Below are 22,878 nucleotides of genomic sequence, written 5' to 3' on the forward strand. Positions count from 1 at the left end.
ACGATGCATCGCCGATGGTAGTGTGGGGTCTCCCCATGTGAGAGTAGGTCATCGTCAAGATTCATTTCGCAAAACCCCTATCTGCGCGAGCAGGTAGGGGTTTTGTCTTTTTCCGGGATCCGGAAATCTGGGGCTACATAGCGGCCCCCATCGCACCACCCCCGCCCATGATATGGTTCCCCCCAGGACGAACGCCTTTCAGAGAGAGCGCAATGGCAGATACCCGCTTGCACCCCGGCTTCATGATTGTTCACGGCAACCGCCTGGACGACCTGCGCAGCCTGGTGGTGAGTATGATGCGCCGCTTCCCTCTGGCCCCGTTGGAAAACGAAGTCGCCCTGGTGCAAAGCAATGGCATCGCCCAATGGCTGAAACTCGCCCTGGCCGAAGACCCACAAGACGATGACAGCGGCGGCTGTGGCATCGCTGCCGCCATCGATGTGCAATTGCCCGGTACCTTCATGTGGCAGCTGTACCGCAAGGTGCTCGGCCGCGACGAAATCCCTGAAGTATCCCTGCTCGACAAGGCCCCACTTACCTGGCGCCTGATGCGCTTGCTGCCGGCACTGATCGAGCGCCCGCACTTCGAGCCGCTACGGCGCTTTCTGACTGACGACAGCGACCTGCGCAAGCGCTACCAGCTGGCCGAGCGCCTGGCTGACCTGTTCGACCAATATCAGGTCTACCGCGCCGACTGGCTGCAGGATTGGGCAGCCGGTAAGCATGTTCTCAACACCGCCCGCGCCCAGCGCAAGCCACTGGCTGCCGGCAACTGCTGGCAGGCCGAACTGTGGCGGGCGTTGCTCGAAGATGTCGGCCAGGCCGGTATGGAGCAGAGCCGTGCCGGCGTGCACCAGCGCTTTATCGAGCGTATGAACAGCCTCGAGCAGCCGCCCAAGGGCCTGCCAGCGCGAGTCATCGTCTTTGGTATCTCGTCCCTGCCGGCGCAGGCACTCGAGGCTCTGGCGGCGTTGGCCCGTTTCAGCCAGGTGCTGCTTTGCGTGCACAACCCATGTCGTCACCACTGGGGCGATATCGTTGCCGACAAAGACCTGCTCCGCCACCAGTACAAGCGCCAACAGCGCAAGCAGGGCATGCCCCTGCAACTGGACGACGAGAGCCTGCACCAGCATGCCCACCCGTTGCTCGCTGCCTGGGGCAAACAGGGCCGTGATTACATCAACCTGCTCGACAGCTACGACGACCCTGCCAGTTACCTTGGCGTGTTCAACGAAGGCCGCATCGACCTGTTCAGTGAGGCCCAGCCAGGCAATCTGCTCAACCAGTTGCAGGATGACATTCTCGAGTTGCGGCCATTGGCCGAAACCCGCGAAGTCTGGCCCGCAGTGGACCCGACCAAGGACCGCTCGGTCAGGTTTCACATCGCCCACAGCGCCCAACGTGAAGTCGAGATCCTTCACGACCAACTGCTGGCCCGCTTCAGCGCCGATCCTACTCTGCGCCCGCGCGATATCATCGTCATGCTGCCGGCCATCGATGACTACGCCCCGCATATCCGCGCGGTGTTCGGCCAGCTCGATCGCCACGACCCGCGCTATATCCCGTTCACCCTGACCGATCAGGGCCAGCGTGGCCGTGACCCTTTACTGATCGCTCTTGAGCATCTACTCAAGCTGCCCGACAGTCGCTTTGCCGTTAGTGAGGTACTCGATCTGCTCGACGTGCCCGCACTACGCGCGCGCTTCGCCATTCAGGAAAGCGACCTGCCGACTCTGCATCGCTGGATCGAAGGCGCCGGCATCCGTTGGGGCCTGAGTGCCGCCCAGCGCGCCAGCCTCGGCCTGCCCGAAGGGCTGGAGCAGAACAGCTGGCGGTTTGGCTTGCGCCGGATGCTGCTCGGTTACGCAGTGGGCGTAGGCGAGGGCTGCGATGGCATCGAGCCCTACGACGAGATCGGCGGCCTCGATGCCGCCTTGATCGGGCCGCTGGTGGCGTTGCTCGATGCGCTTGATGTGGCCTGTGTCGAGCTCGCTCAAGCGGCAACAGCAGTTGAGTGGGGCGAGCGCCTGAATGCACTGCTGCAGGTGTTTTTCCTGGCCGAAAACGAGCATGATGAGTTTCTTCTGGTACAGCTTCAGGACCTACGCGACACCTGGCTGCAAACCTGCGATACGGTCGCCCTTCACGAGCCACTACCACTGACGGTAGTGCGCGAGGCGTGGCTGTCAGGTCTCGATCAAGGCAAACTTTCGCAACGCTTTCTCGCCGGCTCAGTAAACTTCTGCACGCTGATGCCGATGCGAGCGATCCCCTTCCGGGTGGTCTGCCTGCTGGGCATGAACGACGGCGATTACCCACGAGCCCAGCAGCCGCTGGATTTCGACCTGATGGCCAGTGACTACCGCCCAGGCGACCGCTCGCGTCGTGAGGATGACCGCTACCTGCTGCTCGAAGCCCTGCTGTCTGCCCGCGACCAGCTGTATGTCAGCTGGGTAGGGCGCAGCATCCGCGACAACAGCGAGCGGCCGGCCTCGGTCCTGATCGGCCAGTTGCGCGATCACCTGGCCGCCGGTTGGCAAGTCGCCAACGCCAAGCCAGGCCTGCGCGAAGACGCCGGCCAGCAACTGCTGCACGGCCTGACTCAGGAGCACCCGCTGCAGCCGTTCAGCCAGCGCTACTTCCAGAAAGGTAGCCCGCTGTTCAGTTACGCCCATGAGTGGCAACTGTTGCATCAGGCCGAGGCTGCCACACCGCCCGCAGACGACACGCTAGCGCCCTACGTCAATGACGAGCCGCTGAGCCTGACCCAACTGCAGGACTTTCTGCGTCACCCGGTGCGGCATTTCTTTCGCCAGCGCTTGAAGGTGTTCTTCGAGTCACTCGAGGCACCGACCCCGGACGAAGAACCGTTCGTGCTCGACGCACTGCAGCGCTACGGCCTCAGCGAAAGCCTGCTGGATGCCGCCCTGGCTGACCCAGGCAACGCCGAATCGGCCCTGTACGCCCAGGCGCGCCGCCTGCAAGGCCATGGCCTGCTGCCGTTGGCCGGTTTTGGCGAGATCCTCCAGGCCGAGCTGATCGAGCCCCTGCCCAATCTGCTGCAACGTCATCGACACCTGCTGCAACGCTGGCCGAGCCTGGTCGAAGGCGCGCTGCCGATTCACTTCGAGCATGGCCGCGAGCGCCTGCAAGGCTGGCTTGGGCGGGTGTATCAGGCGGCCGACCAAAGCCTGCTGAGCATCACTACCATCCCCAACACCATCAGTGCCGGGCGTAACAACCTCAAGCGCCATCGACTGATTCCGACCTGGGTCATGCACCTGGCTGGCTGCGCTGCCGGCTACCCGCTGCACAGTGCACTGGTGGCCAGCGACCTGACCCTGCTGCTGGAACCTTTGCCACAGGCTGAGGCCAGTGAGCGGCTTGCTGATCTGCTGGTCGCACGCCAGGCCGGCATGAACGCGCCGCTGCCGGTGGCGGCCAAGACCGCCTTCGCCTGGCTCGGCCAGGACGACCCGGACAAGGCCTTGGCCGCTGCCGCCCGGGCCTACGAAGGCGACGGCCAGAACAGCTTTGGCGAACGCAGCGAAAGCCTCGCCCTGGCGCGCCAGTTCCGCGACTTCGCCGCACTGAGCGCCGATGAAACCTTCGAAGGCTGGTGTGAAGCCCTGTACCGCCCCCTGTTCGCCGCGCCTTGGCAAACCCAGGGCAATCCGGAGAGTGCCGCATGACCCAGGCCCGCCCCTTGGCCTTGAGCTTCCCGCTGCATGGCAGCCAGCTGATCGAAGCCAGCGCCGGTACCGGCAAGACCTTCACCATCTCGGCGCTGTACCTGCGGCTGATCCTCGGCCATGGCGATGCGCACGGCTTTGGTCGCGAGCTGTTGCCGCCGCAGATCCTCGTGGTGACCTTTACCGATGCGGCCACCAAAGAGCTGCGTGAGCGCATTCGTACGCGACTGGCCGAAGCCGCACGGTTCTTCCGTGACGAGCTGGGCGACGCCGACCCGCTGCTGCAGATGCTCCGTGCCGACTACCCGGCAGAGCTCTGGCCACGTTGCGCCAGCCGCCTGGAAGTGGCCGTACAGTGGATGGACGAAGCCGCCGTGTCGACCATTCACGGATGGTGCCAACGGATGCTGCGCGAACACGCCTTCGACAGCGGCAGCCTGTTTACCCAAAGTCTTGAGACCGATCACAGCGAACTGCTCGGCCAGGTCATGCGCGACTACTGGCGGCGCTTCTGCTATGGCATGCGCGGCGAGTCCCTGAACTGGGTACGCGGCAACTGGGTCAGCCCCGATGCCTTGTTGCCGCGCCTGCGTCCGCTGTTTGGCCGTGTCGCCAGCAGCGCCGATGATATCGAGCCGCAGGCACTCATCGAGACCACTCTGGAGCAACGCGCGCAGCAGCTGTGCCAGCTCAAGGCGCCTTGGGGCGTCTGGGCCGACGAGTTGCAGCAGATCTGCCACGCTGCGGTTGCGGCCAAGCACGCTGATGGGCGCAAGCTGCAGGCGCGTTACTTCGAGCCGTGGTTCGAAAAACTGCGCGCCTGGGCCGGTGACGATCAGGTCCTCGAACTGGATCTGGGCACTGGCTTCACCCGCCTGACTCCAGCCGGCATGGCCGAAGCCTGGAAGCACGGTGACCCACCCGATCACCCGGCCCTGCGCGCCATGGAAACCCTGCGCCAGCAGCTACAAGGCCTGGCCAGCCCCGAAGTGCCTTTGCTCGAGCATGCCGCCAGTTGGGTGTCGGCACGCTTCGAGCAGGAGAAGCGCCGGCGCGCCGAGATGGGCTTCGACGACATGCTCCTGCGCCTGCAGCACGCGCTCAATCAGGAGTCCGGCGAACGCTTGGCCGCGCTCATCCGCGAGCAGTTCCCGGTCGCCCTGATCGACGAATTCCAGGACACCGACCCGGTCCAGTACGGCATCTTCGAGCGCATCTACCAGATCAGCCAGAACCACGCCGAAACCGGCCTGTTCATGATCGGCGACCCGAAGCAGGCAATCTACGCTTTCCGCGGTGCCGACATCTTTACCTACCTGGCGGCCCGCCGCGCCACTGCCGGGCGCCTGCACAGCCTGGACACCAACTACCGTTCCAGCAAAGCCATGGTCAGTGCGGTCAACCGCCTGTTCCTCGCCGCAGAAGGGCGTAGCAGTGGCCGCGGCGCATTCCTGTTCCGTGAGGGGCAAGACAATCCCTTGCCGTTCATCGAGGTCCACGCCAAGGGCCGCAGCGAGCAACTGCTGATCAACGACCAGCCATCCGCCGCGCTGCATTGCTGGCGGCTGGACAGCGACGAACCGGTGTCCAGTACCCTCTATCGTCAGCAACTGGCCGCCAGCTGCGCCAGCCATATCGTCGGGCTGCTCAACGGTGGTCAACAGGGCGTCAGTGGATTCAGAAAAATCGATGGCAAACTCAGGGCGTGCCTGCCTTCGGATATCGCCATCCTTGTGCGCGACGGTCGCGAAGCGCAGCTGGTCCGCGCCGAGCTGGCAGCGCGCGATGTGCGCAGTGTGTACCTGTCGGACAAAGACTCGGTGTTCGCCGCCCAGGAGGCGCACGACCTGCTGGCCTGGCTCAAGGCCTGCGCCGAACCCGACTCCGAGCGCCTGCTCAAGACCGCCTTGGCCAGCCCGACCCTCGAGCAGTCACTGCTTGAACTCGAGCGGCTGAATCAGGACGAGCGGGTCTGGGAAGACTGGGTCATGCGCTTCCGCCAGTACCGCGAAACCTGGCAGCGCCAGGGCGTATTGCCGATGCTGCGGCGCCTGCTGCATGACTTCGAACTGCCGCGCCGGCTGATTGCCCGCAGCGACGGCGAGCGGGTGCTGACCAATTTGCTGCACCTGGCCGAACTGCTGCAGCAGGCCGCTGGCGAACTGGATGGCGAGCAAGCCTTGATCCGCCATCTGGGCGAGAACCTGGCCGGCTCCGGGCAGGCGGGCGAAGAGCAGATCCTGCGCCTGGAGAGCGACGAGCAACTGGTCAAGGTCGTGACCATTCACAAGTCCAAGGGCCTTGAGTATCCGTTGGTGTATCTGCCGTTCATCTGCACCAGCAAGCCGGTCGATGGCCAGCGCCTGCCGCTGATCTGGCACGACAGCGACGGCCACGCGCACCTGACCCTGACACCCGACCAAGAGCAGATCGAGCGCGCCGATGATGAGCGCCTGGCCGAAGATCTGCGCTTGCTCTACGTCGCCTTGACCCGCGCCCAGCACGCCTGCTGGCTCGGTGTCGCCGACCTCAAACGCGGTAACCAGAAACACTCGCTGCTGCATCGCTCGGCCCTGGGCTATCTGCTCGGCGGCGGCCTGCCGCTGGCCTCGTCGGCACAGCTGGCCGAGTGGCTGCAAAGCCTGCAAGCGAGCTGCGCGGATATCGTCTGTGAAGAGCTGCCTGGCGCAGACGAACAGCGCTATCTGCCCCCACAAGATGGTCACGAGCTGATTGCTGCGCGCAAGCCACGCCGGGCTGCGGCAGAGAACTGGTGGATCGCCTCCTATAGCGCCCTGCGCGTGGGCGACCAGAGCCTTGCCGGTGACAGCTCGCTGGCCCAGCAGCTGACCGATGACGAGCGCATCGACGCCCAGCAGTTGCGTGATATCCCGGCTCAGAGCGGCGACATTCATCGCTTCCCACGCGGGCCCAATCCCGGCACCTTCCTGCACGGTCTGCTCGAGTGGGCCGGGCGTGAGGGCTTCGCCGAAGTCAGCCAGCAGCCTCAGCTCATCGAACATACGGTCGGCCAACGCTGCAACCGGCGCGACTGGAAAGGCTGGATCCCGGGCCTCACCGAGTGGCTGCAGCATCTGCTGGTCGAGCCGCTGCCGTTACATGGCGAGGATCGCCAATTGACCTTGGCGCACCTGCAGCAGTATCAGATCGAGATGGAATTCTGGTTTGCCAGTCACAAGGTCGATGTCATCGAGCTTGATCAGTTGGTGACCCGGCATACCCACGGCGGCGCCGCGCGTGCCGCCGCCGAGCCGAGTCAGCTCAACGGCATGTTCAAAGGTTTTATCGACCTGGCCTTCGAGCTGGACGGCCGTTATTACGTGACCGACTACAAATCCAACTGGCTCGGCCCGGACCTGCACAGCTACAACGCGCTGGCCATGGAACAGGCGATTCTCGATCACCGCTACGACCTGCAGTACGTGCTCTACCTGCTCGCGCTGCACCGCCAGTTGCGCGCGCGCATGCCCGACTACGATTACGACCGCCATGTCGGCGGTGCGCTGTTCATCTTCCTGCGTGGCGCCAGCCGGGCAGGCCACGGGGTGTATTTCAGCAAGCCGCCACGTGAGCTGATCGAAGCCCTCGATGCCCTGTTCCGCGGTGCCCCGGTGCCGGCACAGCAGGACCTGTTTGCCGGAGCCGCGCCATGAGCCGCCGCCTTGAAGACCTGTTGCCAACCCCCCTGCAAGCCGAGCAGCTGGCTGCCTTGGCGCCGCTGCAGAGCAGCCATGACCTGCTGATCCTGCTCGACCGCTGGGTTGAGCGCGGCTGGCTGCGCGCGCTCGACCGCGCACTGGTGGGTTTTCTTGAAGAGCGTGCGCCCGGCAGCGACCCGCTGCTGTTGCTCGCCGCTGCCCTGGCCAGCCACCAGTTGGGTCACGGGCATGTCTGCCTGGACCTCGCCCAGACCCTGGCCGAGCCGGACTTCGCCCTGTCGCTGCCACCGGAAGGTGATGCCCTCGACGGGCCATTGCTGCTGCCATCCCAACTGCTGACCAAGCTCGATCAGCACACCTGGTGCGAGCGCATCGCGGCCAGCCCGCTAGTGGCCACTGGCAATACGCCGGGGCACAGCGCGCGACCACTGGTCCTCAGCGGCTTGCGCCTGTACCTGCGCCGCTACTGGAGCTACGAGCGGCAGATCGACAACGCGCTGCGCCAGCGCCTGGCAGCGGATCAAGTTATCGCGCCAGCGCTGCCGGAACGGCTTGAGCAACTGTTCAAGGGTGGCGCGCCGCAAGGCCAGGTCGACTGGCAGAAGCTCGCCTGCGCCTTGGCTACCCGCGCCTCGTTCAGCATCATCACCGGCGGCCCCGGCACCGGCAAGACCACAACAGTGGTGCGCCTGCTGGCACTGCTGCAAGGGCCTGCGGTGGAGCAGGGCAGGCCGCTGCGGATTCGCCTGGCAGCGCCCACCGGCAAGGCCGCTGCGCGCCTGACCGAGTCGATAGGCCAACAGGTCGAGTTGCTTGAGGTCAGCGCCGAGGTCCGCCAGCAGATTCCAACCGACGTCAGCACCGTGCACCGCTTGCTCGGCAGCCGCCCGGGCTCGCGCCATTTCCGCCACCATGCTGGCAACCCGTTGCCACTGGATGTGTTGGTGATCGATGAAGCATCGATGATCGACCTGGAGATGATGGCCGTGCTGCTCGACGCCTTGCCACCGTCGGCGCGGCTGGTGCTACTGGGTGACAAGGACCAGTTGGCCTCGGTCGAAGCCGGTGCAGTGCTCGGTGACCTGTGCCGCGACGCCGAGGAGGGTTTCTATTCGGCGGCCACCCGCGCCTGGCTGGAGCAGGTCGGCGGACAGTCCCTGCAGGACAGCGGGCTAACCCCCGGCGACGCCGAGCAGCACCCACTTGCGCAGCAGGTGGTGATGTTGCGCCACTCGCGGCGTTTTGGTGAAGGCAGCGGGATCGGTCAGCTGGCCCGCCTGGTCAACCGCCAGCAAGCCCAGTCGGCGCGCGAACTGCTGACGCAAAAACTCGACGACGTGCACGGCCTGTCGCTGCAAGGCGAGCATGATCGACGCTTCGACAGACTGCTGCTCGATGGCCTTGATCGCGGCACCGACGGCCCACAGGGCTACCGCCATTACCTGCGCAACATCGGTCGCCTGCGCCCCCCGCCCGCGACCGCAGCAGACGACCCGCGCTGGGAGCAGTGGGCCGGCCAGGTGCTGCACAGTTTCGAGGAGTTCCAGCTGCTCTGTGCTGTACGCAAGGGGCCGTGGGGCGTGCAGGGTCTGAACGAGCGCGTCACCCGCGTGCTGCACAACGCTGGTCTGATCGACAGTCAGCAGCCGTGGTACGAAGGCCGGCCGGTGCTGGTCACCCGCAACGACTATGGTCTGGGCCTGATGAACGGCGATATCGGCATTGCCCTGCGCCTGCCCGACGAGCGCGGCGTCGCCTTGTTGCGCGTGGCCTTTGCGCGTAACGACGGCAGTGGCGGGGTGCGCTTCGTGTTGCCCAGCCGGCTCAATGAAGTCGAAACCGTCTATGCCATGACCGTGCACAAGTCGCAGGGCTCGGAGTTCAGCCACACCGCTCTGGTGCTGCCGGACACGCTCAATCCGGTGCTGACCAAGGAGCTGGTATATACCGGCATCACCCGCGCCAAGCACTGCTTCAGCTTGATCGAGCCGCGTGCGGGAGTATTCGAGGAGGCGGTTGAACGCCGCGTGCGGCGCATCTCCGGCCTGATGTTGGAGCAAGGCTGACGTTCTGCCGCAGCGGCAATATGCTATCGTTGCGGCATCATCTGACAAGATTTTGAGAAAATTCCCACATGATGGTGGCTGTCTCGACCTGGGCGCGCGCAACGGGCGCTGCGCTTGCCCTGCTGCTCGCCGCCCTGTTGCTCTACGCCAGCCCCAGCCGGGCAGAGCCCGCTGCCAGCGCCGCCCTGGCGCAGCAGCGGGGCAAGGCCGTGACCCAGGTGGTGTTGGGCATTTTCAGCTACGCGCGCTGGCCCAGTGAGCCGGCCCCGTTGCGGCTGTGCCTGATCGGCCCGACCGAATACGCCGATGACTTGATCAAGGGCACCGAGCAGAACTCTGGCAAGCCGCTGCAGACCCGTCGCCTTCTGGCCGACGATCCGCAAACCGCCGGTGCTTGCGATGCGGTGTATATCGGCAAGCTCGACCGTGGCCAGCGCGAGCGGTTGTTCCATGCCCTCAGCGGCCGGCCGGTGCTGAGCATCAGCGAAGCAGACGACCCCTGCACGGTCGGTAGCCTGTTCTGCCTGCGCGTGAGCGACGAGCAGGTAACCTTCGAAGTCAACCTCGATTCGGTAGCCCGCAGCGGTGTGCGTATCCACCCCAGCGTGCTGCAGCTGTCGCGTCGCCGCGCGGTGCAGCCATGATCCGCTCAGCCAGGCGCGACCGCCGGCCGACCCTGCGCGCTGTGCTTGGCCGCGGGCATTTGGGCGTGGCCCTGCTCGCGGTCGGCCTGGCTGGCCTGTGCGTGACCCTGCTTGGCGTGCTGGCCTTGCGCGTATATGCAAATCAGAACCTGCACCTGATCGCGCGCTCGATCAATTACACAGTCGAAGCCGCGGTGGTGTTCGACGACAGCGCCGCCGCCAACGAGTCACTGGCGCTGATCGCCGCCAACGAAGGCGTGGCCGACGCCAAGGTGTTCAACAACGAGGGTGAGCTGCTGGCCCACTGGCAAAGGCCCGAAGACGGCGTGCTGGCGCCGCTGGAACGGTCGCTGGCAAGCAGCTTTCTGGTCGAGCCGGTGCACATGCCGATTCTCCATCAGCAACAGCAGGTCGGCCACATCGAAGTCACCGGCCAGGGCCGCAGCGTATTGCGCTTTCTGCTCAGCGGGCTGACCGGCATCCTCTTGTGCATGCTGCTCAGCGCCTGGGTCGCCAGCCACTGGTCGCGGCGCCTGTTCGGCGACATCATCCGGCCCCTGCGCAACCTTGCCAGCGTCGCCCATGCCGCCCGCCGCGAGCGCAGCTTCGACCGCCGCGTACCGGAAACCCACATCGCCGAGCTCAACGAGCTGGGCAACGACTTCAATGCCCTGCTCGACGAACTGGAGAACTGGCAGAACCACCTGCGCAGCGAGAACGCCACCCTGGCCCATCTGGCCAGTCATGACAGCCTGACCGGGTTGCCGAATCGCGCTTTCTTCGAGGGGCGCCTGAGCCGCACCTTGCGCACTGCCGAGCGTCACCAGGAGTATCTGGCGCTGCTGTTCATCGACTGCGATCACTTCAAGCAGATCAACGACAGCCAGGGCCATGCCGTTGGCGACGAGGTGCTGGTCACCGTTGCTGCGCGGGTGCGTGCGCAGTTGCGCGAGCATGATCTGGTCGCGCGGCTGGGCGGTGATGAGTTCGCGGTATTGCTGACCCCGCTGCAATCCTGCGAGGACGCCCAACGGATTGCCGAGAAGATCGTTGCCAGCATGAAGCTGCCGATAGCCCTGAACGATGGCACCAGCATCAGCGCCTCACTCAGCGTTGGCATCGCGTGTTACCCGGACGATGGCCATGACCCGGCCAGTCTACTCAATGCCGCTGATGCGGCGATGTACCAGGCCAAACGCGCACGCCGCGGCCAGTGGCATGTGGCGCATACGGAAAGTAGCGCCGCAGATTTTGAAAAAAGGAGCTGATCGTGTTGCAACTGTTTGTACGTTTGCGCCTGCCTTGCATGGCAGTGTTGTTGAGTCTGCTGGCCTTGAGCGGTTGCCAGAGTGTGCCACCGCCGGGACTGACTGCCGAGCAGATCGCCGTGCTCAAGCGCGAGGGCTTCACCCCCACCGATGATGGATGGAGTTTCGATCTGTCCGGCAAAGTGCTGTTCGGCAGTGATCTGGACAGCCTCAACAGCCAGAGCCGAACCATCGTCGAGCGTATTGGCCGGGCCTTGCTTAGCGTCGATATCCAGCGTGTCCGCGTTGACGGCCACACCGATGCCTCGGGCAAAGCGACCTACAACCAGCAACTGTCCGAACGCCGCGCCCAGAGCGTGGCCAAGGCGCTGATCGAGATCGGCATGCAACCGCAGAACATTCAAAGTCGCGGCCTCGGCAGCAGCCAGCCAGTCGCCGACAACCGCACCAGCGCCGGGCGCACGGAAAACCGCCGGGTGTCGATCGTGGTGGCGTCCAACTGAGTCAGTCCTGGGCGAAGCGCATCTCGCGTGATTCGCCTAGCAACAGCGGCGCATTGGCCTCGGTCACCTCGCGGATGTAATCCCACAACAGGGTAATCCGCTTGAGCTTGCGCAAATCCTCCCGGCAGTACATCCAGAACTGCCGGGTAATCGCGATCTCCTCCGGCAACACTGTCACCAGCCGTGGATCCTGTGCAGCCAGGAAGCATGGCAGAATCGCCAACCCCCGCCCTTGCAGCGCAGCCGTGTACTGGGCAATGACGCTGGTGCTGCGCAGGTGGGCGTGGGCGTTGGGGATCAGGTTGGCCAGGTACAGCAGCTCTGAACTGAAGGCCAGGTCGTCGACGTAGCTGATGAACGGGTGCTCGGCCAGGTCGCTGACCTGGCGAATCGGCGCGTGGTTGTCGAGGTAGTCCTGGGTGGCGTACAGGCGCAGGCGGTAGTCGGTCAGCTTGCAGCACACGTAGGGGCCATGTTCTGGGCGCTCGAGGGCGATAACGATGTCGGCTTCGCGCTTGGACAGGCTGATGAAGTGCGGTAGCGGCAGGATGTCCACGGTGATCGCCGGCCAGGCGTCGACGAAGTGGCTCAGTTGCGGGGTGACGAAGAAACTGCCGAAACCTTCGGTGCAGCCCATGCGCACGTGCCCGGACAAGGCCACGCCGGAGCCCGATACCTGCTCACAGGCCATGTGCAGAGTGCTCTCGACTGATTCGGCGTAACCGAGCAGGCGCTGGCCTTCGTTGGTCAGGACAAAGCCATTGGTGCGCGACTTTTCGAACAGCAACGTGCCCAGCGCCGCCTCCAGCGAGCTGATCCGCCGCGACACCGTGGTGTAGTCGACATTCAGCCGTTTCGCCGCGCTGCTGGCCTTGCGCGTGCGCGCCACTTCAAGAAAGAACTTCAGGTCATCCCAGTTCAGCGAACTGAGGGAGGTAAGGTCTTTTTGCATGATGATCCGGTTTTTATATGCGTTCTTATTGGATGTTTGCACATCTATACTCGAAATCAGCGCCTCGACGCCAGCCCCGCCTGGCGATCTCGTCTCCCACAATAATTCCAAGGAACGCGCAGATGAACGCACCCCAATCCCCGACCCAGACTCAGATTGAGCAGGTCAAGCTGCTGATCGACGGCCAATGGGTCGAGTCGAAAACCACCGAATGGCGCGATGTCGTCAACCCGGCTACCCAGCAAGTGCTGGCGCGGGTGCCGTTTGCCACGGTCGACGAGGTCGATGCCGCCGTCGCTGCCGCCCAGCGTGCATTCGCCAGCTGGCGCGACACGCCGATCGGGGCGCGCATGCGCATCATGCTCAAATTGCAGGCGCTGATCCGCGAGCACAGCAAACGCATCGCCCAGACCCTCAGCGCCGAGCAGGGCAAGACCATTGCCGACGCCGAGGGCGATATCTTCCGCGGCCTGGAAGTGGTCGAACACGCAGCGTCGATTGGCACCCTGCAGATGGGTGAGTTCGCCGAGAACGTCGCTGGCGGCGTGGACACCTACACGCTGCGTCAGCCGATCGGCGTCTGCGCCGGGATCACCCCGTTCAACTTCCCGGCGATGATCCCCCTGTGGATGTTCCCGATGGCCATCGTCTGCGGTAACACCTTCGTCCTTAAACCGTCCGAACAGGACCCGCTGTCGACCCTGATGCTGGTCGAGCTTGCGCTGCAGGCCGGGGTGCCGGCCGGTGTACTCAACGTGGTCCACGGCGGTAAGCAGGTGGTAGATGCGATCTGCACGCACAAGGACATCAAGGCAATCTCGTTCGTCGGTTCGACCGAGGTCGGTACCCACGTCTACAACCTCGGCAGCCAGCACGGCAAGCGCGTGCAGTCGATGATGGGCGCCAAGAACCACGCGGTGGTGCTGCCTGACGCCAACCGCACGCAAACCATCAACGCCCTGGTCGGCGCTGCCTTTGGTGCCGCCGGGCAACGCTGCATGGCCACCTCGGTGGCGGTGCTGGTCGGCAAGGCCCGCGAGTGGCTGCCGGACATCAAGGCTGCCGCCAGCCAGCTCAAGGTCAACGCCGGTTGCGAGCCAGGCACGGATGTTGGCCCGGTGGTCTCCAAGCGGGCCAAAGAGCGCGTGCTGGGCTTGATCGAAAGCGGCATCGCCGAGGGCGCCAAGCTGGAGCTGGATGGCCGTGACGTCAGCGTGCCGGGCTATGAGCAAGGCAACTTCGTCGGCCCGACGCTGTTCTCCGGGGTCACCACCGAGATGCAGATCTACACCCAGGAAATCTTCGGCCCGGTGCTGATTACCCTTGAAGTCGACACGCTCGACGAGGCCATCGCCCTGGTCAACAGCAACCCGTTCGGCAACGGCACCGGCCTGTTCACCCAAAGCGGCGCTGCGGCGCGCAAGTTCCAGAGCGAGATCGACGTCGGCCAGGTCGGCATCAACATCCCGATCCCGGTGCCGGTGCCGTACTTCAGCTTCACCGGTTCGCGCGGCTCCAAGCTCGGCGACCTCGGCCCGTATGGCAAGCAGGTGGTGCAGTTCTACACTCAGACCAAGACGGTCACGGCCCGTTGGTTCGATGACGACAGCGTCAACGACGGCGTCAACACCACCATCAGCCTGCGCTAAGGAGGCTCCATGCGTATTGCATTCATTGGTCTGGGCAACATGGGCGCGCCCATGGCTCGCAACCTGATCAAGGCTGGGCATCAGCTCAACCTGTTCGACCTCAACCAGAACGTACTGGCCGAACTTGCCGAGCTTGGCGGGCAGATCAGCGCCTCACCCAAGGACGCTGCGGCCAACAGCGAGCTGGTCATCACCATGCTGCCGGCGGCAGCGCATGTGCGTGGCGTCTACCTCAACGATGACGGCGTGCTGGCCGGGATTCGCCCAGGTACGCCGACCGTCGATTGCAGCACGATCGACCCACAGACCGCCCGCGAAGTGTCCAAGGCTGCTGCGGCCAAGGGCGTCGACATGGGCGATGCGCCGGTGTCCGGCGGTACCGGTGGCGCAGCGGGCGGCACCCTGACCTTCATGGTCGGCGCCAGCGCTGAACTGTTTGCTCGCCTGGAGCCGGTGCTCAAGGACATGGGCCGCAACATCGTCCATTGCGGCGAAGTCGGTACCGGGCAAATCGCCAAGATCTGCAACAACCTGCTGTTGGGCATCTCGATGATCGGCGTCTCCGAGGCGATGGCGCTGGGCAATGCGCTGGGCATCGACACCCAGGTGCTGGCCGGCATCATCAACAGTTCCACAGGCCGTTGCTGGAGTTCGGATACCTACAACCCATGGCCGGGTGTGATCGACACGGCGCCTGCCGCGCGCGGTTATACCGGCGGCTTTGGTGCCGAGCTGATGCTCAAGGATCTGGGGTTGGCCACTGAAGCTGCGCGACAGGCGCATCAGCCGGTGATTCTCGGTGCCGTGGCGCAGCAGCTGTATCAGGCGATGAGCCTGCGCGGCGATGGCGGCAAGGACTTCTCGGCAATCGTCGAGGGCTATCGCAAGAAGGATTGAGCGTCACGTGTCTTGATCGTGGCTCGAAGCGCCCTCCCACTGTAACTGCGCACCTGGGGGAGGGCGGTTCGAGTCGCGATTTTTTTTGCCTTGCGCTTAGCCGATCAACTCAATCTTTGATCAGGCAAAGACAAAATACTTGCGCACGGTTTCGACCACTTCCCAGGTGCCTTTCATGCCCGGCTCGATGACGAACACATCGCCGGCCTTGAGGTGCTTGGGCTCTTCGCCTTCCGGGGTGATGATGCAGTAGCCGTCGAGGAAGTGGCAGAATTCCCACTTGTCGTAGTTGACCTCGAACTTGCCCGGGGTGCAGATCCAGGTGCCCATGATCTTGCTGCCGTCAGCCGACAGGTAGGCGTTGAGGTTGACCGTGTGCGGGTCACCGCCAATGCGCTTCCACTTGGTCGCGTCGACTACCGGGATCGGGCAGGTTTCACGCAGGACGGTAATGAAATCGGACATGGCAGGTGTTCCCTTTGGGATGCTTATGGACGCATCACCATAGGGCTATCGCGCGTGGCCCAGTTGCCTGCGCTCGACCTCTACCTGCCTGCCCGCGCTATCGCCGCGCGGTTATGCCCACCAGTAACGCACAAAGTGAAAGAACACCGGCGCGGCAAAACACACCGAGTCGATGCGGTCGAGCATGCCGCCGTGGCCTTCGATCATGTGCCCCCAGTCCTTGACCCCGCGGTCGCGTTTGATCGCCGACATCACCAGCCCGCCGAAGAAGCCCATGGCGTTCACGGTCAGCGCCATCAACGCCGCCTGCCAGAAGCTGAACGGGGTAATCCAGCACAGCGAGGCGCCGATCAGAGTGGCCAGGGCTACACCGCCGAGCAGGCCCTCGAGGGTTTTCGACGGGGACAGGTTGGGTGCCACTTTGCGCTTGCCGAACAGCTTGCCGCAGACGTACTGCAGCACATCGCTGATCTGCACTACCAGGATCAGCCAGGCGATCAGCAGCAGGTTACGGCCTTCGAAACCGGGGATGTCGAGGGTCATCAGCGCCGGCACCGCCGACACGCAGTACACGGCAATCATCAGCCCCCACTGCACTTTCGAGGCGCGTTCGAGAAAGCGCGTGGTGTCGCCGCCAAAGCTGGCCAGGATCGGCAGGAGCAGGAACAGGTACACCGGGATGAAGATGCTGAACAGGCCGTACCAGTCCATCGCGATCAGCAGATACTGCAGCGGCAATGCCACATAGAACGCTGCGACCAGCGCGGGGTAGTCGCTGCGCCGGGTCGGGGTCAGGGTCATGAACTCGCGCAGGGCATAGAACGACACGCAGTAGAACAGCACGATCACGCCGTACTTGCCGAACAGGAAGGCGATGCCGATCACCAGCACCATCACCCACCAGGCGTTGATCCGCGCATTGAGGTTGTCGATCACCGCATGGGGGCCGGCGCCGGCGCGCCACTTGAGCAGGCGGCCGATGACGCTGGCGAGCAGCAGCAGCGCGCCGATCCCGGCAAACAGCAAAACAGTGTTGTGGTCCATCTCAGGCTTCCTTGGGGGCCAGGTTCAGCAGGGCCTGGCGGGCCCGCTCGAGAAACGCGTGCTTGTCTTCAGCGGCCTGCACCTGCAGCGGTTCGCCAAAGCTCAAGGTGCACAACAGCGGCAGCGGCAGGGCGCGGCCCTTGGGCATGACCCGGTTGAGGTTGGCGATCCACACTGGCACCACTTCCATGTCGGGGTTGGCGACGGCGAGGTGGAACAAACCGCTCTTGAACGGCAACAGTGGCTCATCGCCGAGATTGCGCGTGCCCTCGGGGAAGAAGATCAACGAATCGCCACCGGACAGCGCATCAAGCACCGGCTGCAACGGGTTGGCCTGGACTTCGCTGCGCTGCCGGTCGATCAGCACACCGTTGAATACCTTGCGGATGACGAAGTTGCGCAGGCCCGGTTTGGCCCAGTAGTCGGCGCCTGCAACCGGTCGCGTGCGCTGGCGCAGCGGCCCCGGCAGCGACGCCCAGAGCAGGACGAAGTCGCCGTGGCTACTGTGGTTGGCGAAGTACAGGCGCTGCACCGGCTGCGGCGTGCAGCCGAGCCAGAGGGCACGGGCGCCGGTGATCAGGCGCGCGGCGGAGGTGATGGCAAAGGCAGTCAGGGCGGTGAGCATGGCACGGGTCTTATCCGATCAAAGGGAGTGTCAGCAGCGTAGTCAGGCACAGCGCGATCTGCAGCGCCAGGCACATGCCTTGGCGGCGTAACAGGCCGAGCGCAGCCTGGCTGCGCGTGGTCCAGTCGCGCGGGTCGCTGGCGCTGGGTTTGAGGTTGAGGTCGAACAAGGCGCGGTCGAGCTGGCCCGTAGCGGCTGGCAGGTCGCTCCGCGAAGTCAGCTCGGCAAATAACTCGGCATCCAGCGCGACTCGCACCGCCAGGTATTTATGCACAAGGCCGAGTATCACCAGCAGGGCGCATAAGCCACTGCCCAGCAGCGGCAGTGGGGCGCCCAGCAGCGGCGCCAGGCCATAGCCCAGCGCGATCAGGCTGATGCCGTCGGACAGTCGCTCCAGTTGCTGGCCGCGGCCGAGCAGGCTGGCGGTTATGCGCAGCTGCATGCTTGCCCCTCCAGTTGCCTGAGCATGTGCTGGTGTGCGCTGCGCAGGACGATGCCCGGGCGCGCCTGGCGCAAGCGCAGTTCGGCTTCAGCCAGGCTCGTGCAGCGGCCACTGAGCAGCAACCAGGCGGCGACGGCGGTGGCGCTGCGCGAGTAACCCAGCGCGCAACAGACCAGCAACGGCCCTTGCTGGCGCAGCGTCTCGATAGCGTCGGCGGCGGCGCGGCACAGCTGTAGATCGGCGACCACCAGATCCAGGGTCGGCAGGCTACGGTAATGGTTTGCCAATGGTTTGGCTGCCAGGCATGGCAGTTCGGCACTCAGGTCGACAATCGCCGAAAACTGCCCCGCCTCACCGGCTGCCGGAATACGGCCGAGGAAGACCCCGTCACAGATTTCGTCCGCCTGCGGATGGCGTCGCGTCCACAGCCGCGAGTTGATCCAGGCGCCGAGCAGGTAGGGTGCAAACAGCCAGCTGGCGGCCATCGACAGGCGCCCATCAGCGCCTTTTTGAAACGCGCTGGCACCGAGTACCGCGTAGCTCAAGGCCACCAGCAGCAGCGCCAGTGCCGGCCACAATAGCCACAGCCAGGCGCCGCCGGCCCAGCTCGCCAAACCGGTGCACAGCGCAGCGCCCAGGGTGTAGTAAAGCGCCAGCCGCCAGCGCTTGGGATCCTGCGCCAGACGCGCAGCCTGCAACGGCGGTTGACCGTCGCGAGGCCACAGCCAGACGCATAGCAGCCCGACCAACGCACCGCTCGGCAAGTCGATGAAGTGGTGCTGCCAGGTGGTCAGCACCGACACCCCGATCAGCGCCATCCAGCCGTGCATCAGCCAGCGCCCACGCGGGTTGCGCAGGTGGCGGGCGAACATCGTCCAGATGATCACCAGCAGGGCGATGTGCAGCGAGGGCGCCTGATTGAACGGTTTGTCGAAGCCCATCAGCACATCGAACAGCCAGCCGAACAGGCCGCTCAGCTCCGGTCGCTCGAAGGTAAAGCGCAGCGGCCAGAGCAGAAAGCCGGCCACGCAGATCAGCTGCGCGCTGAACAAGGCCAGGGCGTGGCGATCCATCTCGCGGCGGTTGCGTGGCAGCAGAAACGACAGGCCGTAGAGCAGGTCGATGGACCAGTACGGGATGATCGTCCACGGCCACAACGGCATCTGGCTTTCCCAGCCGAACACCAGGCTGCCGACATCGGCACGGCCCGCCGTGTAGGTGTTGGCCAGGCCGTAGCTGAGAAAGAAAAACGGCCCGAGCAGCAGTAGCCACAAGACCCCACGGCGGATCAGCCCGGCTTCACGCGCCATCACTCGACCCGCTGCGCCAGGCTGACACTGAAGATGCCCCATTCGTCGATGCGCTGGGTGATCTTGCGAAAACCAGCGGCGGCAACCAGCTGATCCATTTCGGCCTGGCTGCGTCGACGCATGACCCAGGCCTGACCGCCGCGGTGGCTGGTCAGGGCGCGGGCGATCATCTCCAGCTGCGGGTGCCACGGCTGGCCGGTATAGACCAGATAGCCGCCCGTTTCGACGGCATCAGCCAGGCCGGCCAGCGAGGTGCTGACCATCTGGTTGCTGGCGAACAGTTCGTACAGCCCGGAAACCACAGCCAGGCTCGGGCGCGGCTCGAGTGTGGCCAGGCTCTGCCGGTCAAAGGCGTCGCCCTGGACGAAACGCGCGATATCGCCCAAGCCCTTTTCGGCAATCAGCGCCGTGCCCTGCTGCACATTCAGTTCGCTGTAGTCGCGCAGCAGGATCGAGTCCGGCAGTTGCTCGAGTTCCTGCAAGGCTTCAAGAATGTAGCGGCCATGGCCGGCGGCGATGTCGACGATATCGACTGTGCGGCCCTGCTCGCGCAGGCGCCGGATCGCTTCGCGCAGCAGCTCTTCGACATGCAGCTTGCGTTGGCGAATACCGCGCCAGCCAATGGCGTCGAGGTAGTTGCGGTCGATCATCTGGCCCAGCTTGCCCTTGCCAGTGGCCTGGTTGCGATAGACATAGTCAAGGGTGCTGCCGGAGTCGAAGCCAGTATCGAAGCCCAGCTTGACCCCGTCTGCCATGCCTTTGCCCAGGCGCAGGCCGGCGCGGGTGGCGCGCCAGTACAGATCCCGTGGCGAGTTGCGCGGCAGCTTTGCTGCGAGGCTTTCGGCTTCGGCGCAGCTGGCGCCGGACTGGTCGGCATCGAGCAGCGAAGGTGCCGCCAGCGGGACATCGAAGCAGTGCTCGACGAAGCGCTTGATGCGCGGCAGTACATGGCCGCGGTCACGCTCGCCAAGGGTGTCGTGGAAGAACCCAGGCAGCAGGTGCAGCTCTTTGCGGGCACTGCCCAGGCGCTCGAAGAACTGCTCCTGCGGCGCCCGCTCGACCACCAGGTCGGCGCCCGAAACCAGCAATTGGGTCGGCAGTTGGATCGCCTGAGCGTCCGCCACTACCCGGTCTGCGGCTTCATACAGGCCGAGCAGCATGGTCACCGAGATGGGCCGGCTGATCAGCGGGTCGGCCACATACGAAGCCACCCGCTCCGGGTCGTGGGTGAGCAGCCGTGGCTTGACGTAGCTGTTGACGAAGAAGTTGCCGCGCGCGGCCTTCATCAGCTTCAGGCCAGGGCGGGCAAACGGCACGTAGAGTTTGACCTTGAACGCCGGCGAGGCCAGCACCAGGCAGCGTACCTTGGGCGCGTAGTCATGCGCCCAGGTGGCAATCAGCACGGCACCGACGCTTTGCGCCAGCACCACGGTGTTTTCTTCGGCGATGCCGTGGCGGGTTTGAATGTGCTCGATGAAGGTCTGCACATCGCGCACGCTGGTGGCAAAGCTCGGGCTGTCGCCGCGCGCCCCTGGCGACTGGCCGTGGCCACGTGCGTCCCAGGCAAAGAAGTCATAGCCGGGCATGTCCAGTTCGTCTGCCAGGTGCGCCAGGCGCCCACCGTGCTCATGGCCGCGGTGGAACATCACCACCGCCCGACGCGGCTGATGCTCGCTGCGGATGGCCGGCCAGTAGCGATAGTGCAGCTCGACGCCGTCATGGGTAGAGAAGTGCAGCGATTGCGCCTGGCGCATGGCAAAGGTCCTTTTAGCTGGCGGCGGTGCGGTCAGTGGCGACGATCAGTTGGCGTGGGTCAGGCCCTGACGTACCCGGTTGTAGAGGGTATAGAGCGAGAGCAGCAGAATCACCAGCAGCAGGCCGTTGATCCAGGTTGGATCGAGCAGGCCAAAGGCGACACCGGTACCGAGCAGGCCAAAGGCAAACGCGCGATCGCTCTTGCCCATCGGCCCGTCGTAGCGCCGCGCTGCACCGGCCAGCGGGCCCATCACCCCCGCGTATTCGCTGATCAGTGCGCTCAAAACCAGCAGCACCACCAGCACGGGCGATACCCCGACCAGCAGGGCAAACGGCAGGTACAGCGCAGCGTCGGCGATCACGTCGCTCAGTTCATTGAGGTAGGCACCAAGCCTGGACTGCTGGCCAAACTCGCGGGCGAGCATGCCGTCCACCGCGTTGAGCGCCATGCGCAGCAGCATCCAGATCGGCAGCAGGATGAACAGCCCGTGGATGTCGGCAAAGCAGGCCAGCAGCAGGCCCAGCAGCAGCGAGACTATCCCAGCGGCAACCGTGACCTGATTGGCCGTCACCCCGCGGTCGTACAGGCGCTGCACGGTGGGCCGCAGCAGGGCCTGGAAGCGGGGTTTGAGCTGATAGATGGACGGCACGGGGAGATCCTTATCGGGTGCGCAATGAAAGCCAATCGGTGGATTGTGAGAAGCCCGGCGGCTGGCGGCAAGCGACATTTGTCAGCTATTTGAACGGCTCAACGTTTACCCGAGGCGGCGCTGAGCATGTCGATGCGTTGCACCTCGAAATCGTGCTCCAGATAGTCCATGCGCTGCGCGGCAAACTGCTGCATATGGGCCAGCGCGCAGTGCGCATCGAACGCCGCCTGATCGGCCCACACCTCATAGAAGATGAACAGGCTCGGGTCCTGCTGATCGCGCAACATGTGGTATTCGACGCAGCCCGGCTCCTGGCGGCTTGGTTCGACGTAGGCGCGGAACAGTTGCTCGAATGCTTCGGCCTTTTCCGGGCGGGTCTTGGCTTTGAGAATAAAGGCGTGTTGAGCGTTCATGACTGCACCTTGCAAATAAGTGGAGAAGCGATTTTAAAGCAACAGTCTGGTGATGATTCGTGATTACAAGGCAAAACTGATTTGCCCAATGCTGGCTGTTTCCGCCACGGGCGAGCCCCTAACCTGCAGCCATCTGAAGTGCATCGGTCTGCGGATCGACACAGAACCTTAGAGGCTCGATATGAAAAAGATTCTTCTGCTCAATGGCGGCAAACAGTTCGCCCACTCCGATGGCCGCTTGAACGAAACCCTGCACGATGCCGCGCTGGCCTATCTGGACCGGGCCGGTTTCGATGTCAAACAAACCTTCATCGACGGCGGCTACGACATCAAGGAAGAAGTGCAGAAATACCTTTGGGCCGACGTGATCATCTATCAGATGCCCGGCTGGTGGATGGGTGCCCCGTACACCGTCAAACAGTACTTGGATGAAGTGTTCACCGAAGGCCACGGCAGCCTCTACGCCAGCGACGGCCGGACCCGCTCCGACGCTTCGCAGAAGTACGGCAGTGGCGGCCTGATCCAGGGCAAGCAGTACATGATTTCGGCCACCTGGAACGCGCCGCAACAGGCCTTCGACGACCCCAACGACTTCTTTGAAGGCAAGGGCGTGGATGCGGTGTACTTCCCGTTCCACAAGGCCAACCAGTTCCTCGGCATGAGCGGCCTGCCAACCTTCCTCGCCGTCGATGTGATGAAGCGCCCGGATGTGGCCGCTACCGTGGCAGCCTACGAGGCGCATCTGGCCAAGGTGTTCGGCCAGGCCCGGTAAGCGATGCGCGGCGTTACCGACGCGGCAGTTGCTTGCCCGGCAATAAACGGC

At 64.5% G+C, this 22,878-nt stretch carries 18 protein-coding genes; 9 read left to right on the forward strand and 9 right to left on the reverse strand.

The genetic code is table 11. The features are described 5' to 3' along the window. Positions 1-212 precede the first annotated feature (212 nt). The 6 genes from recC to yfiB all read left to right on the forward strand — a co-directional run bounded on the left by recC (position 213) and on the right by yfiB (position 11,853). On the forward strand, positions 213-3,692 hold the full coding sequence (recC, locus tag AC58X1_RS18450; protein ID WP_312391576.1) for an exodeoxyribonuclease V subunit gamma: 3,480 nt from the start codon (positions 213-215) through the stop codon (positions 3,690-3,692). Continuing rightward, positions 3,689-7,366, forward strand: coding sequence for an exodeoxyribonuclease V subunit beta (gene recB, locus AC58X1_RS18455; protein WP_188036663.1), 3,678 nt, complete (start codon positions 3,689-3,691; stop codon positions 7,364-7,366). The genes recC and recB overlap by 4 nt, the downstream gene beginning before the upstream one ends. Continuing rightward, positions 7,363-9,438 (forward strand): exodeoxyribonuclease V subunit alpha, encoded by a 2,076-nt coding sequence (gene recD, locus AC58X1_RS18460; RefSeq protein ID WP_497429285.1) that lies wholly within the window; start codon positions 7,363-7,365, stop codon positions 9,436-9,438. Before recB ends, recD begins: the two co-directional genes overlap by 4 nt. 68 nt (positions 9,439-9,506) lie before the next feature. Further along, positions 9,507-10,082 (forward strand): regulatory sequestration protein YfiR, encoded by a 576-nt coding sequence (gene yfiR, locus AC58X1_RS18465; protein WP_258197210.1) that lies wholly within the window; start codon positions 9,507-9,509, stop codon positions 10,080-10,082. Next, the gene (gene dgcN, locus AC58X1_RS18470; RefSeq protein WP_150570704.1) at positions 10,079-11,350 is read left to right on the forward strand and encodes a diguanylate cyclase DgcN/YfiN; all 1,272 of its coding nucleotides are present in this window, start codon (positions 10,079-10,081) and stop codon (positions 11,348-11,350) included. Before yfiR ends, dgcN begins: the two co-directional genes overlap by 4 nt. Positions 11,351-11,361: 11 nt before the next feature. Further along, positions 11,362-11,853: an outer membrane lipoprotein YfiB gene (yfiB, locus tag AC58X1_RS18475; RefSeq protein WP_497429361.1), complete on the forward strand. Its 492-nt coding sequence runs from the start codon at positions 11,362-11,364 to the stop codon at positions 11,851-11,853. Between the two features lies 1 nt (position 11,854). Here yfiB and AC58X1_RS18480 read toward each other — a convergent pair whose 3' ends face one another. Continuing rightward, positions 11,855-12,805 (reverse strand): LysR family transcriptional regulator, encoded by a 951-nt coding sequence (locus AC58X1_RS18480; RefSeq protein WP_101322117.1) that lies wholly within the window; start codon positions 12,803-12,805, stop codon positions 11,855-11,857. Between the two features lie 122 nt (positions 12,806-12,927). Between AC58X1_RS18480 and AC58X1_RS18485 the strand changes: the two genes are divergently transcribed. Together AC58X1_RS18485 and mmsB are read left to right on the forward strand one after the other, a co-directional pair. After that, positions 12,928-14,454: a CoA-acylating methylmalonate-semialdehyde dehydrogenase gene (locus tag AC58X1_RS18485; protein ID WP_101322116.1), complete on the forward strand. Its 1,527-nt coding sequence runs from the start codon at positions 12,928-12,930 to the stop codon at positions 14,452-14,454. A 9-nt stretch (positions 14,455-14,463) separates the two neighbouring features. After that, positions 14,464-15,351, forward strand: a complete 888-nt coding sequence (gene mmsB, locus AC58X1_RS18490) for a 3-hydroxyisobutyrate dehydrogenase (protein ID WP_497429286.1) — start codon at positions 14,464-14,466, stop codon at positions 15,349-15,351. A 120-nt stretch (positions 15,352-15,471) separates the two neighbouring features. Here mmsB and AC58X1_RS18495 read toward each other — a convergent pair whose 3' ends face one another. From AC58X1_RS18495 to AC58X1_RS18530, 8 genes are all read right to left on the reverse strand, one after another. Next, positions 15,472-15,816 carry a cupin domain-containing protein gene (locus AC58X1_RS18495; protein ID WP_101322114.1) on the reverse strand — a complete coding sequence of 115 codons (345 nt, stop codon included), beginning with the start codon at positions 15,814-15,816 and terminating at the stop codon, positions 15,472-15,474. A 111-nt stretch (positions 15,817-15,927) separates the two neighbouring features. Then, positions 15,928-16,860: a phosphatidate cytidylyltransferase gene (locus AC58X1_RS18500; protein ID WP_150570701.1), complete on the reverse strand. Its 933-nt coding sequence runs from the start codon at positions 16,858-16,860 to the stop codon at positions 15,928-15,930. 1 nt (position 16,861) lies between these two features. Further along, a complete protein-coding gene (locus AC58X1_RS18505) occupies positions 16,862-17,485 on the reverse strand; it encodes a lysophospholipid acyltransferase family protein (RefSeq protein ID WP_101322112.1) in 624 nt (207 codons plus the stop codon). A 10-nt stretch (positions 17,486-17,495) separates the two neighbouring features. Next, positions 17,496-17,927, reverse strand: a complete 432-nt coding sequence (locus tag AC58X1_RS18510; RefSeq protein ID WP_497429287.1) for a hypothetical protein — start codon at positions 17,925-17,927, stop codon at positions 17,496-17,498. After that, positions 17,912-19,237: a phosphatase PAP2/dual specificity phosphatase family protein gene (locus AC58X1_RS18515; RefSeq protein ID WP_497429288.1), complete on the reverse strand. Its 1,326-nt coding sequence runs from the start codon at positions 19,235-19,237 to the stop codon at positions 17,912-17,914. Before AC58X1_RS18515 ends, AC58X1_RS18510 begins: the two co-directional genes overlap by 16 nt. Next, positions 19,237-20,991 (reverse strand): bifunctional alpha/beta hydrolase/class I SAM-dependent methyltransferase, encoded by a 1,755-nt coding sequence (locus AC58X1_RS18520; protein WP_497429289.1) that lies wholly within the window; start codon positions 20,989-20,991, stop codon positions 19,237-19,239. Before AC58X1_RS18520 ends, AC58X1_RS18515 begins: the two co-directional genes overlap by 1 nt. Before the next feature lie 45 nt (positions 20,992-21,036). Then, positions 21,037-21,642, reverse strand: a complete 606-nt coding sequence (locus tag AC58X1_RS18525) for a CDP-alcohol phosphatidyltransferase family protein (RefSeq protein WP_150570697.1) — start codon at positions 21,640-21,642, stop codon at positions 21,037-21,039. A gap of 98 nt (positions 21,643-21,740) precedes the next feature. Beyond that, positions 21,741-22,055, reverse strand: coding sequence for a putative quinol monooxygenase (locus tag AC58X1_RS18530; RefSeq protein ID WP_497429290.1), 315 nt, complete (start codon positions 22,053-22,055; stop codon positions 21,741-21,743). A 181-nt stretch (positions 22,056-22,236) separates the two neighbouring features. Between AC58X1_RS18530 and mdaB the strand changes: the two genes are divergently transcribed. Next, on the forward strand, positions 22,237-22,827 hold the full coding sequence (mdaB, locus tag AC58X1_RS18535) for an NADPH:quinone oxidoreductase MdaB (RefSeq protein WP_101322106.1): 591 nt from the start codon (positions 22,237-22,239) through the stop codon (positions 22,825-22,827). Positions 22,828-22,878: the final 51 nt, after the last annotated feature.

This window comes from Pseudomonas sp. PGPR N4, from assembly GCF_059693665.1.

What these genes read in the sequence shown, in the direction of transcription:
- recD (WP_497429285.1), top strand. Translation starts at nt 7,363, where the DNA reads ATGAGCCGCCGCCTTGAAGACCTGTTGCCAACCCCCCTGCAAGCCGAG.
- recB (WP_188036663.1), top strand. Translation starts at nt 3,689, where the DNA reads ATGACCCAGGCCCGCCCCTTGGCCTTGAGCTTCCCGCTGCATGGCAGC.
- mdaB (WP_101322106.1), top strand. Translation starts at nt 22,237, where the DNA reads ATGAAAAAGATTCTTCTGCTCAATGGCGGCAAACAGTTCGCCCACTCC.
- AC58X1_RS18505 (WP_101322112.1), bottom strand. Translation starts at nt 17,485, where the DNA reads ATGCTCACCGCCCTGACTGCCTTTGCCATCACCTCCGCCGCGCGCCTG.
- AC58X1_RS18480 (WP_101322117.1), bottom strand. Translation starts at nt 12,805, where the DNA reads ATGCAAAAAGACCTTACCTCCCTCAGTTCGCTGAACTGGGATGACCTG.
- yfiR (WP_258197210.1), top strand. Translation starts at nt 9,507, where the DNA reads ATGATGGTGGCTGTCTCGACCTGGGCGCGCGCAACGGGCGCTGCGCTT.
- AC58X1_RS18515 (WP_497429288.1), bottom strand. Translation starts at nt 19,237, where the DNA reads ATGGCGCGTGAAGCCGGGCTGATCCGCCGTGGGGTCTTGTGGCTACTG.
- AC58X1_RS18485 (WP_101322116.1), top strand. Translation starts at nt 12,928, where the DNA reads ATGAACGCACCCCAATCCCCGACCCAGACTCAGATTGAGCAGGTCAAG.
- AC58X1_RS18530 (WP_497429290.1), bottom strand. Translation starts at nt 22,055, where the DNA reads ATGAACGCTCAACACGCCTTTATTCTCAAAGCCAAGACCCGCCCGGAA.
- AC58X1_RS18520 (WP_497429289.1), bottom strand. Translation starts at nt 20,991, where the DNA reads ATGCGCCAGGCGCAATCGCTGCACTTCTCTACCCATGACGGCGTCGAG.
- AC58X1_RS18500 (WP_150570701.1), bottom strand. Translation starts at nt 16,860, where the DNA reads ATGGACCACAACACTGTTTTGCTGTTTGCCGGGATCGGCGCGCTGCTG.
- dgcN (WP_150570704.1), top strand. Translation starts at nt 10,079, where the DNA reads ATGATCCGCTCAGCCAGGCGCGACCGCCGGCCGACCCTGCGCGCTGTG.
- recC (WP_312391576.1), top strand. Translation starts at nt 213, where the DNA reads ATGGCAGATACCCGCTTGCACCCCGGCTTCATGATTGTTCACGGCAAC.
- AC58X1_RS18510 (WP_497429287.1), bottom strand. Translation starts at nt 17,927, where the DNA reads ATGCAGCTGCGCATAACCGCCAGCCTGCTCGGCCGCGGCCAGCAACTG.
- AC58X1_RS18495 (WP_101322114.1), bottom strand. Translation starts at nt 15,816, where the DNA reads ATGTCCGATTTCATTACCGTCCTGCGTGAAACCTGCCCGATCCCGGTA.
- mmsB (WP_497429286.1), top strand. Translation starts at nt 14,464, where the DNA reads ATGCGTATTGCATTCATTGGTCTGGGCAACATGGGCGCGCCCATGGCT.